Origin of the sequence: Chryseobacterium sp. 22458, assembly GCF_052044975.1 — a bacterium.
In the GTDB taxonomy this organism is placed as follows: domain Bacteria; phylum Bacteroidota; class Bacteroidia; order Flavobacteriales; family Weeksellaceae; genus Chryseobacterium.
The window spans coordinates 241512-259149 of sequence record NZ_JBQEOA010000002.1 but is presented as its reverse complement, the minus strand read 5'-3'; the positions used below and the strand labels follow the sequence as shown (position 1 = coordinate 259149).

The window sequence follows — 17638 nt, the reverse complement described above, 5'->3', positions numbered from 1 at the left end:
GCTTGCAGCAGGGATTTCAGAGAAGGAAAAATATTTTTTTCAAAAAAAAATAAAATTCAGTGTAACATTTTTTCAAGGTTCGTCTCTAAAAGACAAATAAACCTTAAAACTTTAGAAATCATGAAAAAATTAACATTCCTTCTTATCGTCCTGTTATTTTTAGCAGCAGTATGTAATATATTCGGTCAGACAAAATCATATCCTTTTGAAGTAAAGAAAACCGGAAAAGGAAACCTGTCTTTAATTTTTATTCCCGGGTTTGCTTCTTCCGGAGAGGTGTGGAACGAAACGACTGCCAGATTTGAAAAGAACTTCACCTGTTATACTTTAACAATGGCAGGATTTGCAGGAGTGAAACCGGAAGCAGATGCCAGCTTTGCAGACTGGGAAAAAGAAATCGCTGCCTACATCAAAGATAATAACATTGATAAACCTATGATCATCGGACACAGTATGGGAGGAGGTCTTGCCCTGGCCATTGCTGCAGATTATCCGGAGCTGGCTGGTAAAATCGTCATTGTAGATACACTTCCTTGTCTGGCTGCAATCTCCGATCCTGATTTTAAATCTAAAGAAAACAATGACTGTTCAGCAACGGTTAATAAATTAACAGCAATGACAGATGAACAGTTCCGCCAGATGCAGATACAGACTATCCCACGCCTTCTGGCAGATACTTCCATGCAGGAAACCGTAGTTGGCTGGAGTGTGAAATCTGACCGAAAAATATTTGCCACGATGTACTGCGATTTTTCTAATACTGACCTCAGAGAAAAAATAAAAAATATACAATGTCCTTCCCTTATTCTGCTGGAGTCTTTTTTTGTCAACCTGAAACCAACTATTGATGGGCAATACAAAAATCTAAAAAATGCCAATATTCAATATGCTTCCAAAGGCTTACACTTCATCATGTACGATGACAAGGAATGGTATTTTAACCAGCTTAATAACTTTTTATCTGCGAAATAATGGTATTTGAAGAGATCTACGAACTCTACTGGCAGAAAATATTCCGTTTGTGCATGGGATATGTGAATGATCCTGAACTGGCTCAGGACCTTGCTCAGGAAACCTTTATCATTGTATGGCAGCAGCTTCCGAAATTCCGGAATGAATCCAGTGTCGGGACATGGATCTTCAGAATTGCCTCTAACAACTGCCTGCGCCAAATCGAAAAGGAAAAAAAATTTGCTAAGGCCGACCTTCCGATCAATCTGGAAGAAAAGAAACAGGAATCCCTTGAACCTCAGATACAGCTACTCTATCAGTTGATTTCTGAACTTCCGGAAACAGACAGAATTATCATCTCGCTGGAACTGGAAGAAGTAAAACAGGCAGAAATAGCGCATATTGTAGGGCTTTCGGAATCCAATATAAGGGTGAAAATTCACAGGATAAAAGATAAATTAACGCAAAAGTTTAAAGAAAATGGATACTAATATAGATTTCAAAAATATATGGAAGCAGCAGACTTCCAACAAACCTGATATGGAAGAACTTCTGGGCAGACTGAAAAAGTTTAAAAATGAAAACCTGCGAAGGCTTGTGATCACCAATCTTTTACTGGCTGCTACCTGTACAGGAATTGGTTTTGTCTGGTATCGCTATCAGCCTGAGCTGGTCACTACAAAAATCGGGATCGTATTGGTTATTCTAGCAATGGTTATTTTTTTACTGGCATACAACAAGCTTTTCATGGTCTTTTATAAAATAGATAGTAACCAATCCAACAGTGAATACCTTCAAAGTTTATATGTGGTAAAAAATAAACAGAGGTTTATGCAGACAACAATGCTAAATATTTACTTTATCATGTTGTTTACCGGTCTGGTTCTCTATATGTATGAGTATACTTCAAAAATGCCGTTCTCCTCTTCAGCTATTGCTTATACTACATTTCTGGCATGGATAGGCTTCAACTGGTTTTACCTGAGACCAAAGACAATAAAAAAACAACAGGCTAAACTTGACGGATTAATCGCTAAATTTGAAGAAATCAATAATCAATTAAAGGAATGAACAATTCTTCAGAACATAAAGACCATTGGGAAAACGTATACGAAACCAAAAATCCGGACCAGGTAAGCTGGACACAAGCAAAGCCCCAGACCTCACTTGACTGTATCAATTCTTTCGGTTTGGGCAAAGATGCCAGGATCATTGACATTGGTGGCGGAGACAGCAACCTCGTTGATTTCCTTCTTCAGGAAGGCTACGAAAATATTACCGTACTTGATATCTCTTCCAAAGCACTGGAAAAAGCAAAAAGGCGGCTGGGAGATGCTGCTGCTAAAGTGAAATGGATTGCAACAGATATCACTGCATTCGAACCTATCGAAACGTATGATATCTGGCATGACCGGGCTGCCTTTCATTTTCTGACTACCCAGGAAAAGGTTTCAAAATACATTGGCATTGCAGAGAAAAGTATAACCGGCTTTATGGTTCTTGGAACTTTTTCTAAAAACGGCCCCACAAAATGCAGCGGACTGGATATTCAGCAATATGATGAGGAATCTTTATCTTCAGAGTTTGAATCCGGTTTTGAAAGGATACAATGTCTTACTGAAGATCATACAACACCTTTCGGAACCACTCAGAATTTTGTTTTCTGCAGCTTTAAAAAACTTTAGAAGAGCTATTTTGGGAATGTATAGGGTATAAATTCACGATAAAAAAACTATTTAACCTATGTCTCCTTACAGATTATGATTTTTTCTCTTCTTCCATTTCCACTTCGTGACGCAGCTGGGCTTTGTACAGAGTAGCATAGTAACCGTTCTTATCTAAAAGCTCCAGATGCTTTCCTTCTTCAACAATTTTCCCATGCTCCATCACAATGATCTTATCGGCTTTTTCGATCGTGGACAGTCTGTGAGCGATAATAATGGAGGTTCTGTTTCTGGTAATTTTTTCGGTAGCTCTCTGGATCAGTTTTTCACTTTCGTGGTCTATAGAAGATGTTGCCTCATCCAGGATCAGAATTTTAGGATCAGATAAATAAGCTCTTAAAAAAGATAATAATTGTCTCTGTCCTAAAGAGATTGAAGAACCTCTTTCACTTACGACATAATCATAACCTCCCGGAAGTTGCTCTATAAACTGGTCAACCTCAATTTCCCTGGCTCCTGCTTTTATCTTATCCAGAGTGATACTGTCATTTCCAAAAGCCAGGTTTTCAAAAATACTTCCATGGAAAAGGAAAACATCCTGCAATACTACCCCGATGTGACTTCTCAGATTATAAAGCTCGTAGTCTTTCAGGTTCACATCATCAATCAGTATATTCCCGGAATTGATATCATAAAGTCTGGTAATAAGACTGATAATGGTGGATTTTCCTGCACCTGTAGCCCCCACAATCGCCACGGTTTCTCCCGGATTTACTTTAAAATCTATTCCTTTCAGCACCTCCTGCTTTTCATCATAGGCAAAATGTACTTTCTGGAATTCAATTTTTCCGGCAAAATGATCTTTCTTCACAGTTCCGGTATTCGGCATTGAATTGTCTTCATCCATTAGTCCCAAAACTCTTTCTGCACCTACAATACCTCTCTGAATATTATTGAAACGGTCAGCAATCTGTCTCAGCGGACGGATCAGCATTGAAATATACTGAATGAAAGCGATGACCACCCCGGCACTGATCGTAATATATCCTCCATAAAACAGGATAAACCCGATAAATAAAGAAGAGATAAGCTCTACTACCGGAAAGAATAATGAGAATATAAATACGGTTCTCAGTAAAGCTCCTTTCAGGGTAATATTAATATCGTCAAATTTTTTAAATTCAGATTCCTGTCTGTTGAATACCTGGATAATAGGCATTCCTGCCAATCTTTCCTGTACAAAAGAGTTTTGAGTGGCAGTCCAGTTTCTTTCATCCCCGAAAGCTTTTTTAAGTCTTTTCTGGAAAAATCTCGTAATGACTACCATTAAAGGAAGAATAGCCAATGTAATATAACTCAGGTGCACATTGGTACTGAACATCATGATCAATACAAATACAATTCTCAGAATATCCCCGAAAACCATAAGGAATCCGTCTGTATAAACCGTTGCAATGGTCTCAACATCTCCTACGGCACGGGTAACCAACTGCCCGATAGGGGTTTTATCAAAGAATGATGTTTTAAAATATATCAGCTTCGCATACAGTCTTTCCCGGATATCCCGGATAACGTTCTGTGAAATGAAATTTGAAAAGTAGACCAGGAAAAAATTTAAAACCGTTTCCGCAAATACCAATCCAACAAGGATATAGATATGCTTCATCATCAAAGCTTTATCATGCAGCTTGGTAATATCGTTATCTACCACTTCCATAGTAAGATATGGCCTGTAAGTAGAAACAATTGAAAGGATTACGGAAATGATCAGGGTAAGGATGAACCAGGACCGGAATTTCATTCCGATAAAGAACAGCCTCTTTACAATCCCCCAGGTATCTTGTTTTTTCATTGTACGAATCGAAGAAAGAATTAAAATAAAATTCTATGCAAAAATAAGACTTTATAAATTGCCAGCCTTTACAACTTTCACAATTCGTGATAGAAAATGCCTGATACCTGTAATTTACAATATGAATATATCAGGTATTATTTCGAAACCGGCCCGAAACATAAGCTGCCTATTCTTTCTCTACGGAGGATTTCATCCATGGCTGTTTGGATATGGAATTTAAAATTTAATCTTTATCAATCAACGTTTTTCCGATCTCATTGATTTCAACGGATGGCTTCAGCAGATTTTCTTTCTTAAACTTCCTCTCAAGAAACTGGTAGCTTCCCCAAACTGCGACAACGGAAATCAGCAAGCTGACCATATTAGCAGCAGAAAACCCCGTATAGTTCACGCTGTCCAGAGATTCCGGGTCTGTTGCAGCCATATATATTCCATAGCTAAGTCCTAAAATCACCTGAGTACCCAGGTAAATACCTATTGCCAACAGACCATAATGCCATTTGGTTTTGCCAAACTTTTCTGCCAGTTGTGCATAATACCGGTAAGCACCGATAAGAATAAAAATTGATAACATGGTTATATTTGTTTTTAGTTTTTTTTAAAATTCGTAGCCTACATCTACAAGGTATAACCCGTGGGCTGGTGCTGAAGTTCCGGCAGCGTTACGGTTTTTATCTTCAATCACTTTACGGAGATCTTCCGGCTGTAGCTTTCCTGTACCGATCTCCACCATCGTACCGACGATAGCCCTCACCATATTTCTGAGGAAACGATTGGCTGAAACGGTAAACTTCAGCTCAGAGCCGTTCTGTTCCCATTCCGCTTTATACATTTTGCAGATATTGGTCTTGTTGTCGGTCTTTAATTTGGCAAAGCTTGTAAAATCTTCATACTCAAACAATATCTTACAGGCCTCGTTCATTTTATTGATATCCAGAGGTCTTTTCCAATGCTGCCATGCCGATTCCTGAGTGAAAGGATTTTTTTCCAAAGAAATATAATATTCGTACATCCTGTAAGTGGCATCAAAGCGGGCATGAAAATCATCCTTTACAGGAAATATTCTTTTGATAGAAATATCCGGGGGAAGAAAGCTGTTTAATCTTCGTGGAAGCTCATCACTCAACGTCTGTTCCGTATCAAAATGGGCAAATATTTTTTTGGCATGCACTCCGGTATCCGTTCTTCCGGCACCGGTTGTTTTAATCTCTTCCCTTAAAATGGTGGATAGGGCCTTTTCCAGTTCTTCCTGCACAGAAATAGCATCCGGCTGTATCTGGTAGCCGAAATAATTCTTTCCGTTGTAAGAAAATTCAATAAAGTATCTCAATGTATTGTAATAACTCCACAAAAATACTTTAATTTAACGAAATATTTGTTGAAAAGTCTTTGAGAATATTACACCAAATGCTTATGAAAATTCCTATTTTTGCAATCGTATGAAAAGATGGTACCTTTATCCTTTTTCCCTCGGTTATCATTTGGTAACGGGTATCCGGAACACAATGTATGATCTGGGAATTTTTAAGTCGACAAAATTCAAGACCCCGATAATCAACGTCGGGAATCTTTCTGTGGGTGGAAGCGGAAAATCACCGATGGTGATGTATCTTGCACAGTTGTTATCCAAACATTACAGAACCGGAGTGCTTTCACGAGGCTACGGAAGACTCACCAAAGGCTATGAAGTCACTAATTATGAGAGTAATTATAAAATGGTGGGTGATGAAGCAATGCAGCTTTTTGAACGTTTCAAAAACCGTTTTGTGATCGCTGTTTCAGAAGAACGTGTTCCCGGTGCCAAAAAAGTGATTGATGATATGGATCTTGAAGTTCTGGTACTGGATGATGCCATGCAGCACAGAGCCATCAAAGCAGGATTCAATATTCTGATGACTGATTTTAATGATCCGTTTTTCAAGGATTACCTTCTTCCTGCCGGAGATCTGAGAGAATCAAGAGCAGGATATAAAAGAGCAAACATCATTATGGTCAGCAAATGTCCTGATGAACTGACAGAGGAAACAAAAAGGTATTATATTTCAAGAATAAGACCTTCATACGGACAGAAAGTCTTCTTTTCATCCATCGGCTATGACGAAAATGTGTACGGAAAAGATAAAATGCTTCCGGATAACAACCTGAACTATTATGATATTTTACTGATCACCGGAATTGCCAATCCCAAACCGCTTCTGGAGCATCTGGCCAAATTCTCGAAAAGGGTGAAACATTTAAAATTCAGGGATCATCATAATTTCACGGATGATGATATTAAAAAAATCCTTGCCGAATACAAAAAATTAGGAGAATATAAACTGATATTAACCACAGAGAAAGACTACGTACGTCTGAAAACTTTTGACTATCTTAGAGAAATTGTTTACTACTGGCCTATCAATGTACTTATTGATAAGAAGGAAGAATTCAATCAAATCATCTTAGATTATGTTAGAAAAAATTAAAGAGACAGCTGATTTTATCAAAAATATTATTCAGGAGACTCCTGATTTTGCTGTTGTTTTAGGATCCGGACTGGGAAAGCTGCAGAATGAAGTAGATCAGATCCATGTTTTAGAATACAAAGATATTCCTAATTTTCCTCAGACTACGGTTGCAGGCCATACCGGAAAGCTTATTTACGGGATGTTGGAAGGCAAAAAAATACTGATGATGAGCGGTCGCTTCCATTACTATGAAGGCCATTCTATGGAAACCGTAACTTTCCCTGTAAGAGTTTTTCATTTACTGGGCATTAAAAATCTTATTCTATCCAATGCCTGCGGCGGGGTAAATCCAGATTACAGCGTTGCTGATATTGTGATAGTAAAAGATCATATCAACATGATGCCTGAGCATCCGCTTCGTGGCAGGAATATTGATGAACTCGGACCACGTTTTGTGGATATGAGTGAACCTTATAACAAAAAAATGATCGCTGTTGCTGAACAGGCTGCTGCTGAAAATACAATAAAAATCCATCAGGGAGTTTACGTAGCATTACAAGGACCAACTTTTGAAACCCCGGCCGAATATGGCATGATCAAAGCTATTGGTGGTGATATGGTAGGTATGAGCACTGTTCCTGAAGTGATTGTTGCCAGACATATGGGAATGGATGTATTCTGCATGTCTGTGATTACAGATCTTGGCGGCCCTGATATTGCATTTGCCGTTTCTCACGAAGAAGTTCTGAATGCTGCCAACAAAGCTATGCCCAATGTGATTACTGTGGTCAAAGGACTGATTAAAAATTATCAATAGTATCTTTTTCTCAAAAGAAATTTTAAAACATTTAAGAATGCATAAGCTAATGCACACAAAAAAATTGAGCATTAGCGGTCATAGCATTATTCATAAGCATCTGCGTCATCTGCACAATCTGCGAGAGATAAATATTTTTTTTAAAAATCTTTTTCCTGGATACAGCATCCATAGAATTTCTCAATAATATAAATTTTTCCCAATTCATCAAAAATTAAGAGAAGATTGCCGTGCATTGCTTAGTTTTGTGTAAATGAAATTGTAAGAAATGAAAAAGTTGATATTAATTTTCATGATAGGGATTTTTGGAGCTGGCTCTGCTCAGAAGGCTCCTACTGTTCTGAAAAAGGGGTTTTCCAAAGAAGCTCTACAGCAGAAACTTGAAGATGAAGACGGAAAAAGCATCACAGTCCAGCAGATTCTGGACCAGCATAAAGGAAAAATATTAGTGATTGATTTCTGGGCCGGATGGTGCAGAGATTGTCTTCAGGCCCTTCCAAAAGCTGAGCAACTGGAAAGAAATAACCCTAATGTAGACTTCGTCTTCCTTTCGCTGGAAAGATCAAAAGAAGGTTTTGATAAAAGCCTTGCAAGATTTAATATGAAAGACAAAGATAATTACTGGTTTGCTTCAGGATGGAAAAATGATTTCAACAATTATGTTGACCTGAACTGGATTCCACGGTATATGATCATTGATCAGAAATCTTCTATTGCCAAATATTATGCAATATCTCCGGAAGATCCTGAAATTCAGCAAACGATTGACAGTCTTTTAAAATAATTTTTATCACCAACATATCGGCACTTAAGTTGTAAGATTTGTCCTGAACAATAAGACATTCCGTTAAAACTTAAGTGCTTACTTATTCATCAGACACCATGACCACAAGAGAAGCTACAACAGAGGATTTACCAACACTTTTAGAATTTGAACAGGGAATTGTTACGGCAGAAAGGCCATTCAATGTTACCCTTATTGACGGGGAAATTCATTATTATGATTTGAACCATTTTATACAGTCTCCGGATGCCACCCTTATTATTGCCGAGGAGAATAATGAAATCATAGGATCCGGATATGCATTAATCAAAAAAGCGGAGAAATATTATTATAAGTTTGAGAAGTACGCTTATCTGGGCTTTATGTATGTAAAACCTGAATACAGAGGGAAAGGTGTCAATAAAGTGATTACCGACGAACTGATCAGCTGGGCAAAATCCAGAGATATTTCAGAAATAAGGCTTGACGTCTATGCTGAAAATGAACCTGCTGTAAAAGCATATGAAAAAGCAGGATTTGAACCGCATCTTCTTACGATGAGACTGAAATTGTAAAAAGATGAAAGATGGAAGTAATTTTAGTATGATGAAAAGCTGCTAATTATTTTCAATAAATGGATTCCGTTTTATATTGCTCTCATTAACTTCCTACTTCTTAGCTTCCCTTCTTTAAAAACCAATTATCATCAATAAAGGAATCCATATCTTTGTCATATGGATTTTTCTTTGCCGCTTCGTAAAATTATACATGTAGATATGGATGCATTCTATGCATCTGTGGAGCAGCATGATAATCCTACTCTCAAAGGCAAAGCTATTGCTGTAGGAGGCCAGCACCGGGGTGTGGTGGCAGCGGCCAGCTATGAGGCGAGAAAATATGGGGTACGCTCTGCAATGCCCAGTAAAACAGCTAAAGAAAAGTGTCCTCATCTTATATTTGTTCCGCCCCGTTTTCCAAGATATAAAGAGATTTCAAAAAAAATCCGTGAGATTTTCTATGAGTATACTGATCTGGTAGAACCTTTATCTCTGGATGAAGCGTATCTGGATGTGACCGAAAATAAAAAAGGAATAGAATCTGCCAATCAGATTGCAAGGGAAATCCGTCAGAAGATTTTTGAAGAAACCGGCCTTACCGCTTCTGCAGGAATTTCAGTGAATAAATTTCTGGCTAAAGTGGCTTCTGATATCAATAAACCCAACGGTCAGAAAACTATTCATCCGGATAAAGTGGAAAGCTTTCTGGAAGAACTTCCTGTTGAGAAATTTTACGGTGTTGGAAAGGTTACGGCTAACAAAATGTTTAGTTTAGGAATTTATAAAGGAAAAGATTTAAAGAAAAGAACAGAACAGGAGCTGATTAAAATTTTTGGAAAATCCGGTAAGCATTATTACAATGTAGTACGGGGCATTCATACTTCTGAAGTAAAACCTCATCGTATTCAGAAAAGTGTAGCGGTGGAAAGAACTTTTTTTGAAGACCTTTCTGATGAACAACAGATCAATGAAAAGCTGGAAAGCCTGAGCCAGGAACTTCATCAACGGTTGCAGAAAAATAATATTCTGGGAAGAACTTTAACATTGAAAATAAAGTACAAAGATTTTTCGCTTTTTACCAGAAGTATCACCAGGGATGATTATTTTACATCACCGGAACAGTATTTTGATACCGGGAAAAAGTTGTGGGAGCTTCGTCCCTATGACAAAGCTGTACGTCTTCTGGGCCTATCTCTTTCCCATCTTAATACTGAAGAAAAAAAGCAGATTTCCGTTCAACTAAAAATCCCGTTTGAAGAATTCGAGAATCAGTAGGTTAATTTTTTTTGCTAACTTGTATCTACCAAATCAGCAAATTTATGAACCCAACAATGATTCAGTTTTTCCACTGGTATTCTGAAGGAGAAGGAAAATTATGGAAAGAAGCCGAAAAACAGGCAAAATATTTAGCAAAACTGGGAATTACCTCTGCATGGCTTCCGCCAGCCTATAAAGGAACAAACGGAAGCTATTCTATCGGATATGACTCATACGATCTTTACGACCTTGGAGAATTTGATCAGAAAGGTACCATCCCTACAAAATATGGTACTAAACATGATTACCTTAAAGCCATCAAAGCACTAAAAAAACAGAATATAGACGTCATTGTAGATATTGTACTGGGACATAAGGCAGGTGGTGATGAGCTTGAAAAATTCAAAGCTGTAAAAGTGGATGAAGATAACAGGGAAAAAATAATTTCCGATGTGATTGAAATAGAATCCTATACTAAGTTCACTTTCCCCGGAAGAGGAAAAAAATATTCTGATTTCGAATGGAATTTTACCTGTTTCAGTGGTGTAGACTATGCAGAAGGCATGGAATCCCATATTTATAAAATACAATCTGAATATGGAGATGACTGGGAAGAAATGATTCATGATGAAAAAGGAAACTATGACTACCTGATGTACAATGATATAGAGCACCGGAATCCTTTTGTACGGGAAGAGCTCAATACATGGGCAAAATGGTATTTTGACCAGACTGACTTTGATGGTGTAAGGCTGGATGCCTTAAAGCATATTTCATTTGATTTTTATAAGGAATGGCTTACTCTTCTCCGATCCAATACCGGGAAAAATATTTTTGCAGTTGGTGAATACTGGGCTCCGGGCTACCTTCACCTGCTTCAGAAATATATTGAAGTGACGGAAGGCTGCATGAGTCTTTTTGACAGCTCTCTTCAGAATAATTTTCACAATGCTTCCAGAGAAGGAGCCTCTTATGACCTCCGTAAGATCTTTGACGGAACCCTGACGCAAGCCGATCCTATGCATTCTGTAAGTTTGGTTGCCAATCATGACACTCAGCCTTTACAGGATCTTGAAGCTCCCGTAGAATCTTGGTTTAAGCCTATTGCCTATGCCTTGATTTTATTGAGGAAAGACGGTTATCCATGTGTTTTTTATCCTGACCTGTATGGTGCCCATTACGTGGATAAGGACAGAAGCGGCCATGATCAGGAAATATTTATGCCTAAAACTGATGGTATTGAAGAACTCCTTACAGCCAGGAAAGAGCATGCCTATGGAGAACAGCGGGATTATTTTGAAGATGCCAATTGCCTTGGGTGGGTACGTGAAGGAGATGATCAGCATACAGGATGTGCCGTCGTGCTAAGCAATAAAGATGCTTACAACAAACCTATGGAAATGGGAAAACGCTATGCCGGGAAAAAATGTAAGGACCTGTTGAAAAGATCCAAGGAAAAAGTAGTGATTGATGAAAACGGCTGGGGAGACTTTCCCGTTCCTGCAGGAAATGTGAGCGTCTGGATTCCTGAATAAACGATAATTGAAAAATAACATACATGATCAGAAGCCTTTCCGGTCATGTATGTCTGAAATACTTTACAAGGATGATATTGACCTTTTTTAACAATAAATATACCTGCAGCTATATGCGTCTTTAGCCCATTCACAGCATTGCCCGTCTTCAAGAGGTGTACAGCATACCCAATGAGCGGGAACAATGTCTCCTGCTTTCAAATTTTTGAGTTTCTGACGATCAATTTTCCTTGTATTCAAAGTGATTTTTGTTTTCATAATGGTTATATTTTTATGATAGATGTTCAAATATAACAGACTGTGAAGTGTTTTGTTTAGATTATGCTACAAACAGCAGGAATAGGTCTATTAAAACCACCCCGTCAAAAATTCTTTGAATTTTCGCCACCCCTCCAGTGGAGGGGAATGTTACGTCTTCAGTTGTAATGTATACAAAAAGGAGATTTCCGGGAACTGAGATCAACTTTTATGGATAAAGTTCGTCATTAAAAAAACCTTCAGTATTCAAAAACTTTTGGGGTATTCTTTAGGAGTAATACATTTTAAATCTTTTGAAGTTCCAGGATTTCCGGACGTTCGGATGAATCTGATATCTTTCCGGTACGGGCAAATTCTGCCCATAGCGCTCTCAGTTTTTTTCCATTTTCGTGAATACGGTTCCAGGGAATATTCTTAAGCATTTCAGAAGATTTCCAGGCCGATTCATTACCGAAAATTAATGGAAGATCGATACAATGAGGAGCTCCTATATGATTGTCTTTTAATCTGGAATGAATTCTGAATAAATACACGTTTCCACCACCGCTTGCGTAATTTTCTGCAAATTTCTTTGCCGGATCACCATAAATAAATGCTGTAGTTTTTTCAACGGTTTTATCCATGATCTTCAGTCCGATCCCTTTTCCGAAATATTTATTCAAAGCCTCGGAAGTTTTGAGGTAAAAAGCGGTTTCATCATTATTCAGACCAATCAGCACATCATATTTCCTGGCATTGGTTTTCCACAATTCTGTTGATTCTTCTTCTGTACATAAAGGAGGGAATCCGTATTGGATACCAAAAGGCATTGCTGCTTTCAGACCGTATTTCATTACAGATGGAGTCAGTTTGCCATATTCATCCATCATTTTTATAACATCTGTTTCATCTTTCAGAAATTCTGTTTTTTTCAGAAATTCTGCAGACATTTTCTGTCTTTTATGTCGTAATCCCAGTGGTGCACTCTGAATGATCACCCGTTGGAATAGGCCTTCCGTACCATCGGAAATCATCAGATGGGCAATTGCATCTCCACCTGAAGACTGGCCAAGAAGCGTAATATTTTTTTCATCACCTCCGAAACCGGCAATATAGCTGTTGATCCATTTAAGGGCTTCAATCATATCAAACAGTCCAAGATTGGGCGGTCTTTTTTCATTACCTCCCAAAAATCCGAAAAGCCCTAACCGATAGGATACTGTAACCACAATAATGTTTTGTTCTTTCACCCACTCTGCAGGATCAGCAGTGGAAATATCCCCACAGCCAATCTCATGGGAACCTCCATGAATCCATACAACTACAGGAAGTTTCTCATTTTCCATGATCTTTTCAGGACGGGTAATGGAAAGATACTGAGTAGATTCATCAGCTTCAAAACTTTCCACAGGAGTTGCTCCTATCATTTTTTCTACCAGCGGACTTAATGCCTGCGGGCAAACCGGGGTTTTATCCGGAGAAATAATATCTGTGGCGGAGGGTTCTGCGGGCGCAGGTCTTTGAAATCTTCCGGAATGGGCATACCGGATACTTTTGGCCTTGATGATTCCGTTTTCTTTTACGGCTATAATCCTTCCGAAACGTGTTTCAAAAATATGGGTTCCTGTCTGGTATGAGCTCATTTTAAACTATAACTATTTTATACTTAAAGGTAGTCTGGTTTTTTGAGAATAAAAAATTTATGGCATTAATTAAACACAAATGGCCAACGAGATTGAGAGCATTGGAGAAATATTTGTGTAATTTATGTTTCTGGTAATTAATTCAGGGATTTGTATTCACTTGGGGAAACTCCTACTTTGGTTTTGAACAGTCTTGTGAAGTGCTGGGGATATCTGAATCCAAGATCATAGGAAATTTCACTGATGGATTTTCTCTCGTCCAGGATCTGTTCTTTGGCTACATCAATGAGCTTATTGTGGATAAATTCCTGTGGGGAAATACCCAGTTCTTTTTTGATCAGGTCTCCGAAATAATTGGCAGAAAGGTTGAGTTTTTCCGCAAAGTAGTTAACCATCGGAAAACCTATATTTTTAGGATTTTCAGATTTTAAATAATCATCTACAAGGTTTTCAAATTTTCCAATAACTCCCTGGTTGACGTGGTCTCTTGTAATAAACTGACGGTCATAGAAACGCATGCAGTAATTCAGGAAAAGCTCGATATTATTTACAATTAAAGATTTGCTATGTTTATCAATAGCCTGTTCCAGCTCCAGCTTAATATTTTTAAAACAATCCAGTACCACTTCTCTTTCTTTTTCGGAAAGATGGAGCGCTTCATGCACATCATAAGAGAAGAATGAATAATCTTTCATATTCTTTGCCAGGTTGGTCCCTTTTATTAAATCCGGATGAAAAATCAGGGCAAAGCCTGCAGGCTGAACGTACTTGTCTTTATTGTAAATTCCATACATCTGCCCGGGAGCAATAAAAACCAAAGTTCCTTCCTGGTAATCATAGCTGTGTTTCCCGTATTGCATATCTCCACACATGACATCTTTCAGAAAAACGGTATAAAACCCAAATGTTCTTTTATACTGGCAAATAGGATCAGATTTGGAAAAATCAATAATACTCACCAGCGGATGCAGGGTTTCATGATTCGCCATTTTATTATATTCCGAGACCGTATTATATATTTCAACCTCCTGATTTTCCATGAAGTATATTTTTATTGCTATTCAAAATTACCAATTTCATTTGTAACTGAAATGGGGTCTGTAAAATTGGTAAGTAATTCGGTAATCTGTATAAGTTTAGTTTGTGTAAAAGTTTCGATTTTTGTACCGTTATGGAAACTTTTAATTCAACTATTTTTCCAAAAGGCGAAAGGTTCTTTCTGAGTATTTCTTCGGATGGGAAACCTGTAACACATGAAGGTTATCATAATTTTTAATTTGAAATTAATTTAAAACCAAATAAACAAATGAGCACATTTACAGTAAAAGCGTACGGAGCAGAATCCAAGACAGCTGATCTGAAAGAAATGAATATTGAAAGAAGAGAAATAACTTCTAAGGATGTAGAAATCGAAATTCTATACTGCGGGGTATGCCACTCTGATCTTCATACGGCAAGAAACGACTGGGGCGGAACCCTCTACCCTGCTGTTCCCGGACATGAGATTATAGGACGAATCACAAAAGTAGGAAATGAAGTTTCTAAATTTAAAGTGGGCGACCTTGCAGGAGTGGGATGTATCGTAGATTCCTGTGGGCATTGTGAAAGCTGTCAGCATGATCTGGAACAATACTGTCTGAACGGATTTACCGGAACATATAATGGTCACGACAAGCATTCCGGAGGTCATACTTTCGGAGGATATTCCCAGAAAGTAGTGGTGGACTCCCATCATGTTTTAAAGGTTCCTGAAAATCTTGATCCTGCTGCCGTAGCACCTATTTTATGCGCCGGGATTACAACATGGTCTCCTTTAAGACACTGGAATGTAGGTCCCGGTTCAAAAGTAGCTGTTGTAGGATTAGGAGGATTAGGACATATGGCTATAAAACTGGCAAAGGGATTAGGAGCGGAAGTAACTTTATTTTCCAGAACTCCGGGAAAAACTGAAGATGCAAAACAATTGGGTGCTGACCACGTGATTATTTCTACCGATGAAGAGCAGATGAAGTCGGTAAAAGGAAAGTTTGATGTCATTATTGATACGGTTCCGTATGTACATGATGTAAATCCTTACGTCAATACTTTAAATGTAAACGGAACTCATGTTCTTGTAGGCTACCTGGGCGGGCTGGAGCCGATCTTAAATACAGTTCCTTTAATTCTTGGAAGAAAGTCTGTAGCGGGTTCCGTGATCGGAGGTATTGCAGAAACCCAGGAATTGCTGGATTTCTGTGGAGAGCACAATATTGTTTCTGAAATTGAGATGATCAGAATGCAGGATATCAATCATGCCTATGAAAGAATGCTTAAAAGTGATGTAAAATACCGTTTCGTCATTGATATGAAGTCTTTGTAATTTTTCTATAAAACAGTAACAGAACAGGCGCTTCAGATTGAAGCGCCTGTTTTATTTTTAACATTCCGGCTATAGGCATTCTGATCCTGATTTACTATGTAATGGTTTCCTTCGACACTTCTGATATCATTTCTTTCCATATCCTGAAAAGCCCAAGCTGCCATGGCATCAATAACAGGAGCCAGTTCATTTCCTGCTTCACTTAGTTTATAGGTCACATGTGGGGGCACTACAGGTTTGGCGGTTCTGATGATCAATCCGTCTGCTTCCAGTTGCTTCAGATGCTGGATCAACATTTTTTCCGTTACGGCAGGAATTGCTTTTTTCAATTCGCTGTATCTTTTCTCTCCTGTGGAAAGGTTAAACAGAATAATAGGCTTCCAGAATCCTCCTATTCTTTCCATGACATACATTACAGGGCAATCCTGCACTATTTTTTTATTTTCCTGAATGGTTGAGCTTTCTTTTATTGCTGTCATCATTACATACTTTAGGGTAAGTACTTGTATAAAAGTAAGTACAAATATAACTTTGTTCTCAGAAATAAAAAAATATTTGTTATGAAATTGCTGATGCTTAATCAAACCTTTCAGCCATTTCATACGACCTTTAGAAACAATAAAAAATTTACTTATGAAAATTGTAATCACCGGATCATTAGGAAATGTAGCAAAGCCATTAACACAGCAATTAGCTGCAGCAGGACATGACCTTACTGTGATAAGCAGTAATGAAGCCAGAAAACAGGATATTAAATTATTGGGTGCAACTCCGGCTATCGGATCTATTACAGATGTAGATTTTCTTACTCAGACATTTCAGGGAGCAGATACCGTATTTGTAATGACTCCCCCAGCCATCAGTGAGAATAATATCGTGGAACATACTATCAGGGCAGGAAAAAATTATGCAGAGGCTTTAAAAAATGCCAATGTGAAAAGAGCGGTTATGCTCAGCAGCGTAGGAGCAGCATCACCCGTAGAAAATGGCCCTATCAAAGGGCTTCATCATATTGAAAATCTATATAATGAACTTGAGAACATTTCTTTCACATTTTTAAGAGCCGGATATTTCTATACGAACTTCTTTAACGATATTCCACTGATTCAAAATGCAGGAATTATCGGTGGTAATTATGCCGGAGATATAGAAATTCCTGTGGTACACCCCAATGATATTGCCAGGGCAGCCGCTGAAGAATTGGTGAAAGATCATAATAGTAAAAATATCCGATACATTGTAAGTGATCAGCGAAAGGCTTCTGATTTTGCAAAAGTTTTAGGTGCATCAGTACAGAAACCGGAACTTTCGTGGGTAGAATTCTCTGATGATGATGCATTGAACGGAATGCTTCAGGCAGGTTTACCTCAGGATATGGCGGAATTATATGTTGAAATGGGAAAAGGAATGAGAACAGGTACTGTACAAAAAGATTTTATTGAGCACGGTTCGCCTGTTACCGGGAGTGTAAAGCTGGAAGATTTTGCAAAGGAATTTTCTTCTAAATTTTAAGAATAAATAATTTCGGCGCACCAAAGGTGCGCCGAAATTAT

At 38.2% G+C, this 17638-nt stretch carries 19 protein-coding genes; 12 read left to right on the top strand and 7 right to left on the bottom strand.

Annotated elements, in window-relative coordinates; translation table 11 throughout:
* Positions 1–120: 120 nt before the first annotated feature.
* The 4 genes from ACTJJF_RS08515 to ACTJJF_RS08500 are packed head-to-tail and all read left to right on the top strand — an operon-like array spanning position 121 to position 2636.
* The gene (locus ACTJJF_RS08515; RefSeq protein WP_440699358.1) at positions 121–972 is read left to right on the top strand and encodes an alpha/beta fold hydrolase; all 852 of its coding nucleotides are present in this window, start codon (positions 121–123) and stop codon (positions 970–972) included.
* A complete protein-coding gene (locus ACTJJF_RS08510) occupies positions 972–1442 on the top strand; it encodes an RNA polymerase sigma factor (RefSeq protein WP_440699357.1) in 471 nt (156 codons plus the stop codon). The genes ACTJJF_RS08515 and ACTJJF_RS08510 overlap by 1 nt, the downstream gene beginning before the upstream one ends.
* Positions 1432–2022 carry a hypothetical protein gene (locus ACTJJF_RS08505; RefSeq protein ID WP_440699356.1) on the top strand — a complete coding sequence of 197 codons (591 nt, stop codon included), beginning with the start codon at positions 1432–1434 and terminating at the stop codon, positions 2020–2022. The genes ACTJJF_RS08510 and ACTJJF_RS08505 overlap by 11 nt, the downstream gene beginning before the upstream one ends.
* The gene (locus tag ACTJJF_RS08500; RefSeq protein WP_440699355.1) at positions 2019–2636 is read left to right on the top strand and encodes a class I SAM-dependent methyltransferase; all 618 of its coding nucleotides are present in this window, start codon (positions 2019–2021) and stop codon (positions 2634–2636) included. The genes ACTJJF_RS08505 and ACTJJF_RS08500 overlap by 4 nt, the downstream gene beginning before the upstream one ends.
* A 73-nt stretch (positions 2637–2709) precedes the next feature.
* Here the strand turns inward: ACTJJF_RS08500 and ACTJJF_RS08495 are convergent, their stop codons facing one another.
* From ACTJJF_RS08495 to truA, 3 genes are all read right to left on the bottom strand, one after another.
* A complete protein-coding gene (locus tag ACTJJF_RS08495) occupies positions 2710–4467 on the bottom strand; it encodes an ABC transporter ATP-binding protein (RefSeq protein ID WP_440699354.1) in 1758 nt (585 codons plus the stop codon).
* 226 nt (positions 4468–4693) lie between these two features.
* On the bottom strand, positions 4694–5044 hold the full coding sequence (locus ACTJJF_RS08490; RefSeq protein ID WP_440699353.1) for a hypothetical protein: 351 nt from the start codon (positions 5042–5044) through the stop codon (positions 4694–4696).
* A 24-nt stretch (positions 5045–5068) separates the two neighbouring features.
* A complete protein-coding gene (truA, locus tag ACTJJF_RS08485) occupies positions 5069–5821 on the bottom strand; it encodes a tRNA pseudouridine(38-40) synthase TruA (RefSeq protein WP_440699352.1) in 753 nt (250 codons plus the stop codon).
* Positions 5822–5909: 88 nt separating this feature from the next.
* On the opposite strand from truA, the gene lpxK reads away from it, so the two are divergent.
* The 6 genes from lpxK to ACTJJF_RS08455 all read left to right on the top strand — a co-directional run bounded on the left by lpxK (position 5910) and on the right by ACTJJF_RS08455 (position 11846).
* Positions 5910–6935: a tetraacyldisaccharide 4'-kinase gene (lpxK, locus tag ACTJJF_RS08480; protein ID WP_440699351.1), complete on the top strand. Its 1026-nt coding sequence runs from the start codon at positions 5910–5912 to the stop codon at positions 6933–6935.
* The gene (locus ACTJJF_RS08475; protein WP_312298653.1) at positions 6919–7734 is read left to right on the top strand and encodes a purine-nucleoside phosphorylase; all 816 of its coding nucleotides are present in this window, start codon (positions 6919–6921) and stop codon (positions 7732–7734) included. The genes lpxK and ACTJJF_RS08475 overlap by 17 nt, the downstream gene beginning before the upstream one ends.
* Positions 7735–8002: 268 nt before the next feature.
* On the top strand, positions 8003–8518 hold the full coding sequence (locus ACTJJF_RS08470) for a TlpA family protein disulfide reductase (protein ID WP_312298655.1): 516 nt from the start codon (positions 8003–8005) through the stop codon (positions 8516–8518).
* Positions 8519–8616: 98 nt separating this feature from the next.
* Positions 8617–9072 (top strand): GNAT family N-acetyltransferase, encoded by a 456-nt coding sequence (locus ACTJJF_RS08465; protein WP_312298656.1) that lies wholly within the window; start codon positions 8617–8619, stop codon positions 9070–9072.
* A 159-nt stretch (positions 9073–9231) separates the two neighbouring features.
* The gene (gene dinB, locus ACTJJF_RS08460) at positions 9232–10329 is read left to right on the top strand and encodes a DNA polymerase IV (RefSeq protein ID WP_312298657.1); all 1098 of its coding nucleotides are present in this window, start codon (positions 9232–9234) and stop codon (positions 10327–10329) included.
* A gap of 44 nt (positions 10330–10373) precedes the next feature.
* Positions 10374–11846, top strand: coding sequence for an alpha-amylase (locus ACTJJF_RS08455; protein ID WP_312298659.1), 1473 nt, complete (start codon positions 10374–10376; stop codon positions 11844–11846).
* Between the two features lie 87 nt (positions 11847–11933).
* Here the strand turns inward: ACTJJF_RS08455 and ACTJJF_RS08450 are convergent, their stop codons facing one another.
* The 3 genes from ACTJJF_RS08450 to ACTJJF_RS08440 all read right to left on the bottom strand — a co-directional run bounded on the left by ACTJJF_RS08450 (position 11934) and on the right by ACTJJF_RS08440 (position 14766).
* Entirely contained in the window at positions 11934–12104 is a 171-nt protein-coding gene (locus tag ACTJJF_RS08450; RefSeq protein ID WP_440699350.1) for a hypothetical protein, read from the bottom strand.
* Positions 12105–12388: 284 nt separating this feature from the next.
* Positions 12389–13726, bottom strand: coding sequence for a carboxylesterase family protein (locus ACTJJF_RS08445; RefSeq protein ID WP_440699349.1), 1338 nt, complete (start codon positions 13724–13726; stop codon positions 12389–12391).
* Between the two features lie 137 nt (positions 13727–13863).
* Complete coding sequence (locus ACTJJF_RS08440; protein ID WP_440699348.1) at positions 13864–14766, bottom strand: helix-turn-helix domain-containing protein; 903 nt, start codon at positions 14764–14766, stop codon at positions 13864–13866.
* A gap of 266 nt (positions 14767–15032) precedes the next feature.
* Between ACTJJF_RS08440 and ACTJJF_RS08435 the strand changes: the two genes are divergently transcribed.
* Complete coding sequence (locus ACTJJF_RS08435) at positions 15033–16085, top strand: NAD(P)-dependent alcohol dehydrogenase (RefSeq protein ID WP_440699347.1); 1053 nt, start codon at positions 15033–15035, stop codon at positions 16083–16085.
* A gap of 32 nt (positions 16086–16117) precedes the next feature.
* Here the strand turns inward: ACTJJF_RS08435 and ACTJJF_RS08430 are convergent, their stop codons facing one another.
* A complete protein-coding gene (locus ACTJJF_RS08430) occupies positions 16118–16567 on the bottom strand; it encodes a winged helix-turn-helix transcriptional regulator (protein ID WP_440699346.1) in 450 nt (149 codons plus the stop codon).
* A gap of 151 nt (positions 16568–16718) precedes the next feature.
* On the opposite strand from ACTJJF_RS08430, the gene ACTJJF_RS08425 reads away from it, so the two are divergent.
* The gene (locus ACTJJF_RS08425; protein ID WP_440699345.1) at positions 16719–17597 is read left to right on the top strand and encodes an NAD(P)H-binding protein; all 879 of its coding nucleotides are present in this window, start codon (positions 16719–16721) and stop codon (positions 17595–17597) included.
* Positions 17598–17638: the final 41 nt, after the last annotated feature.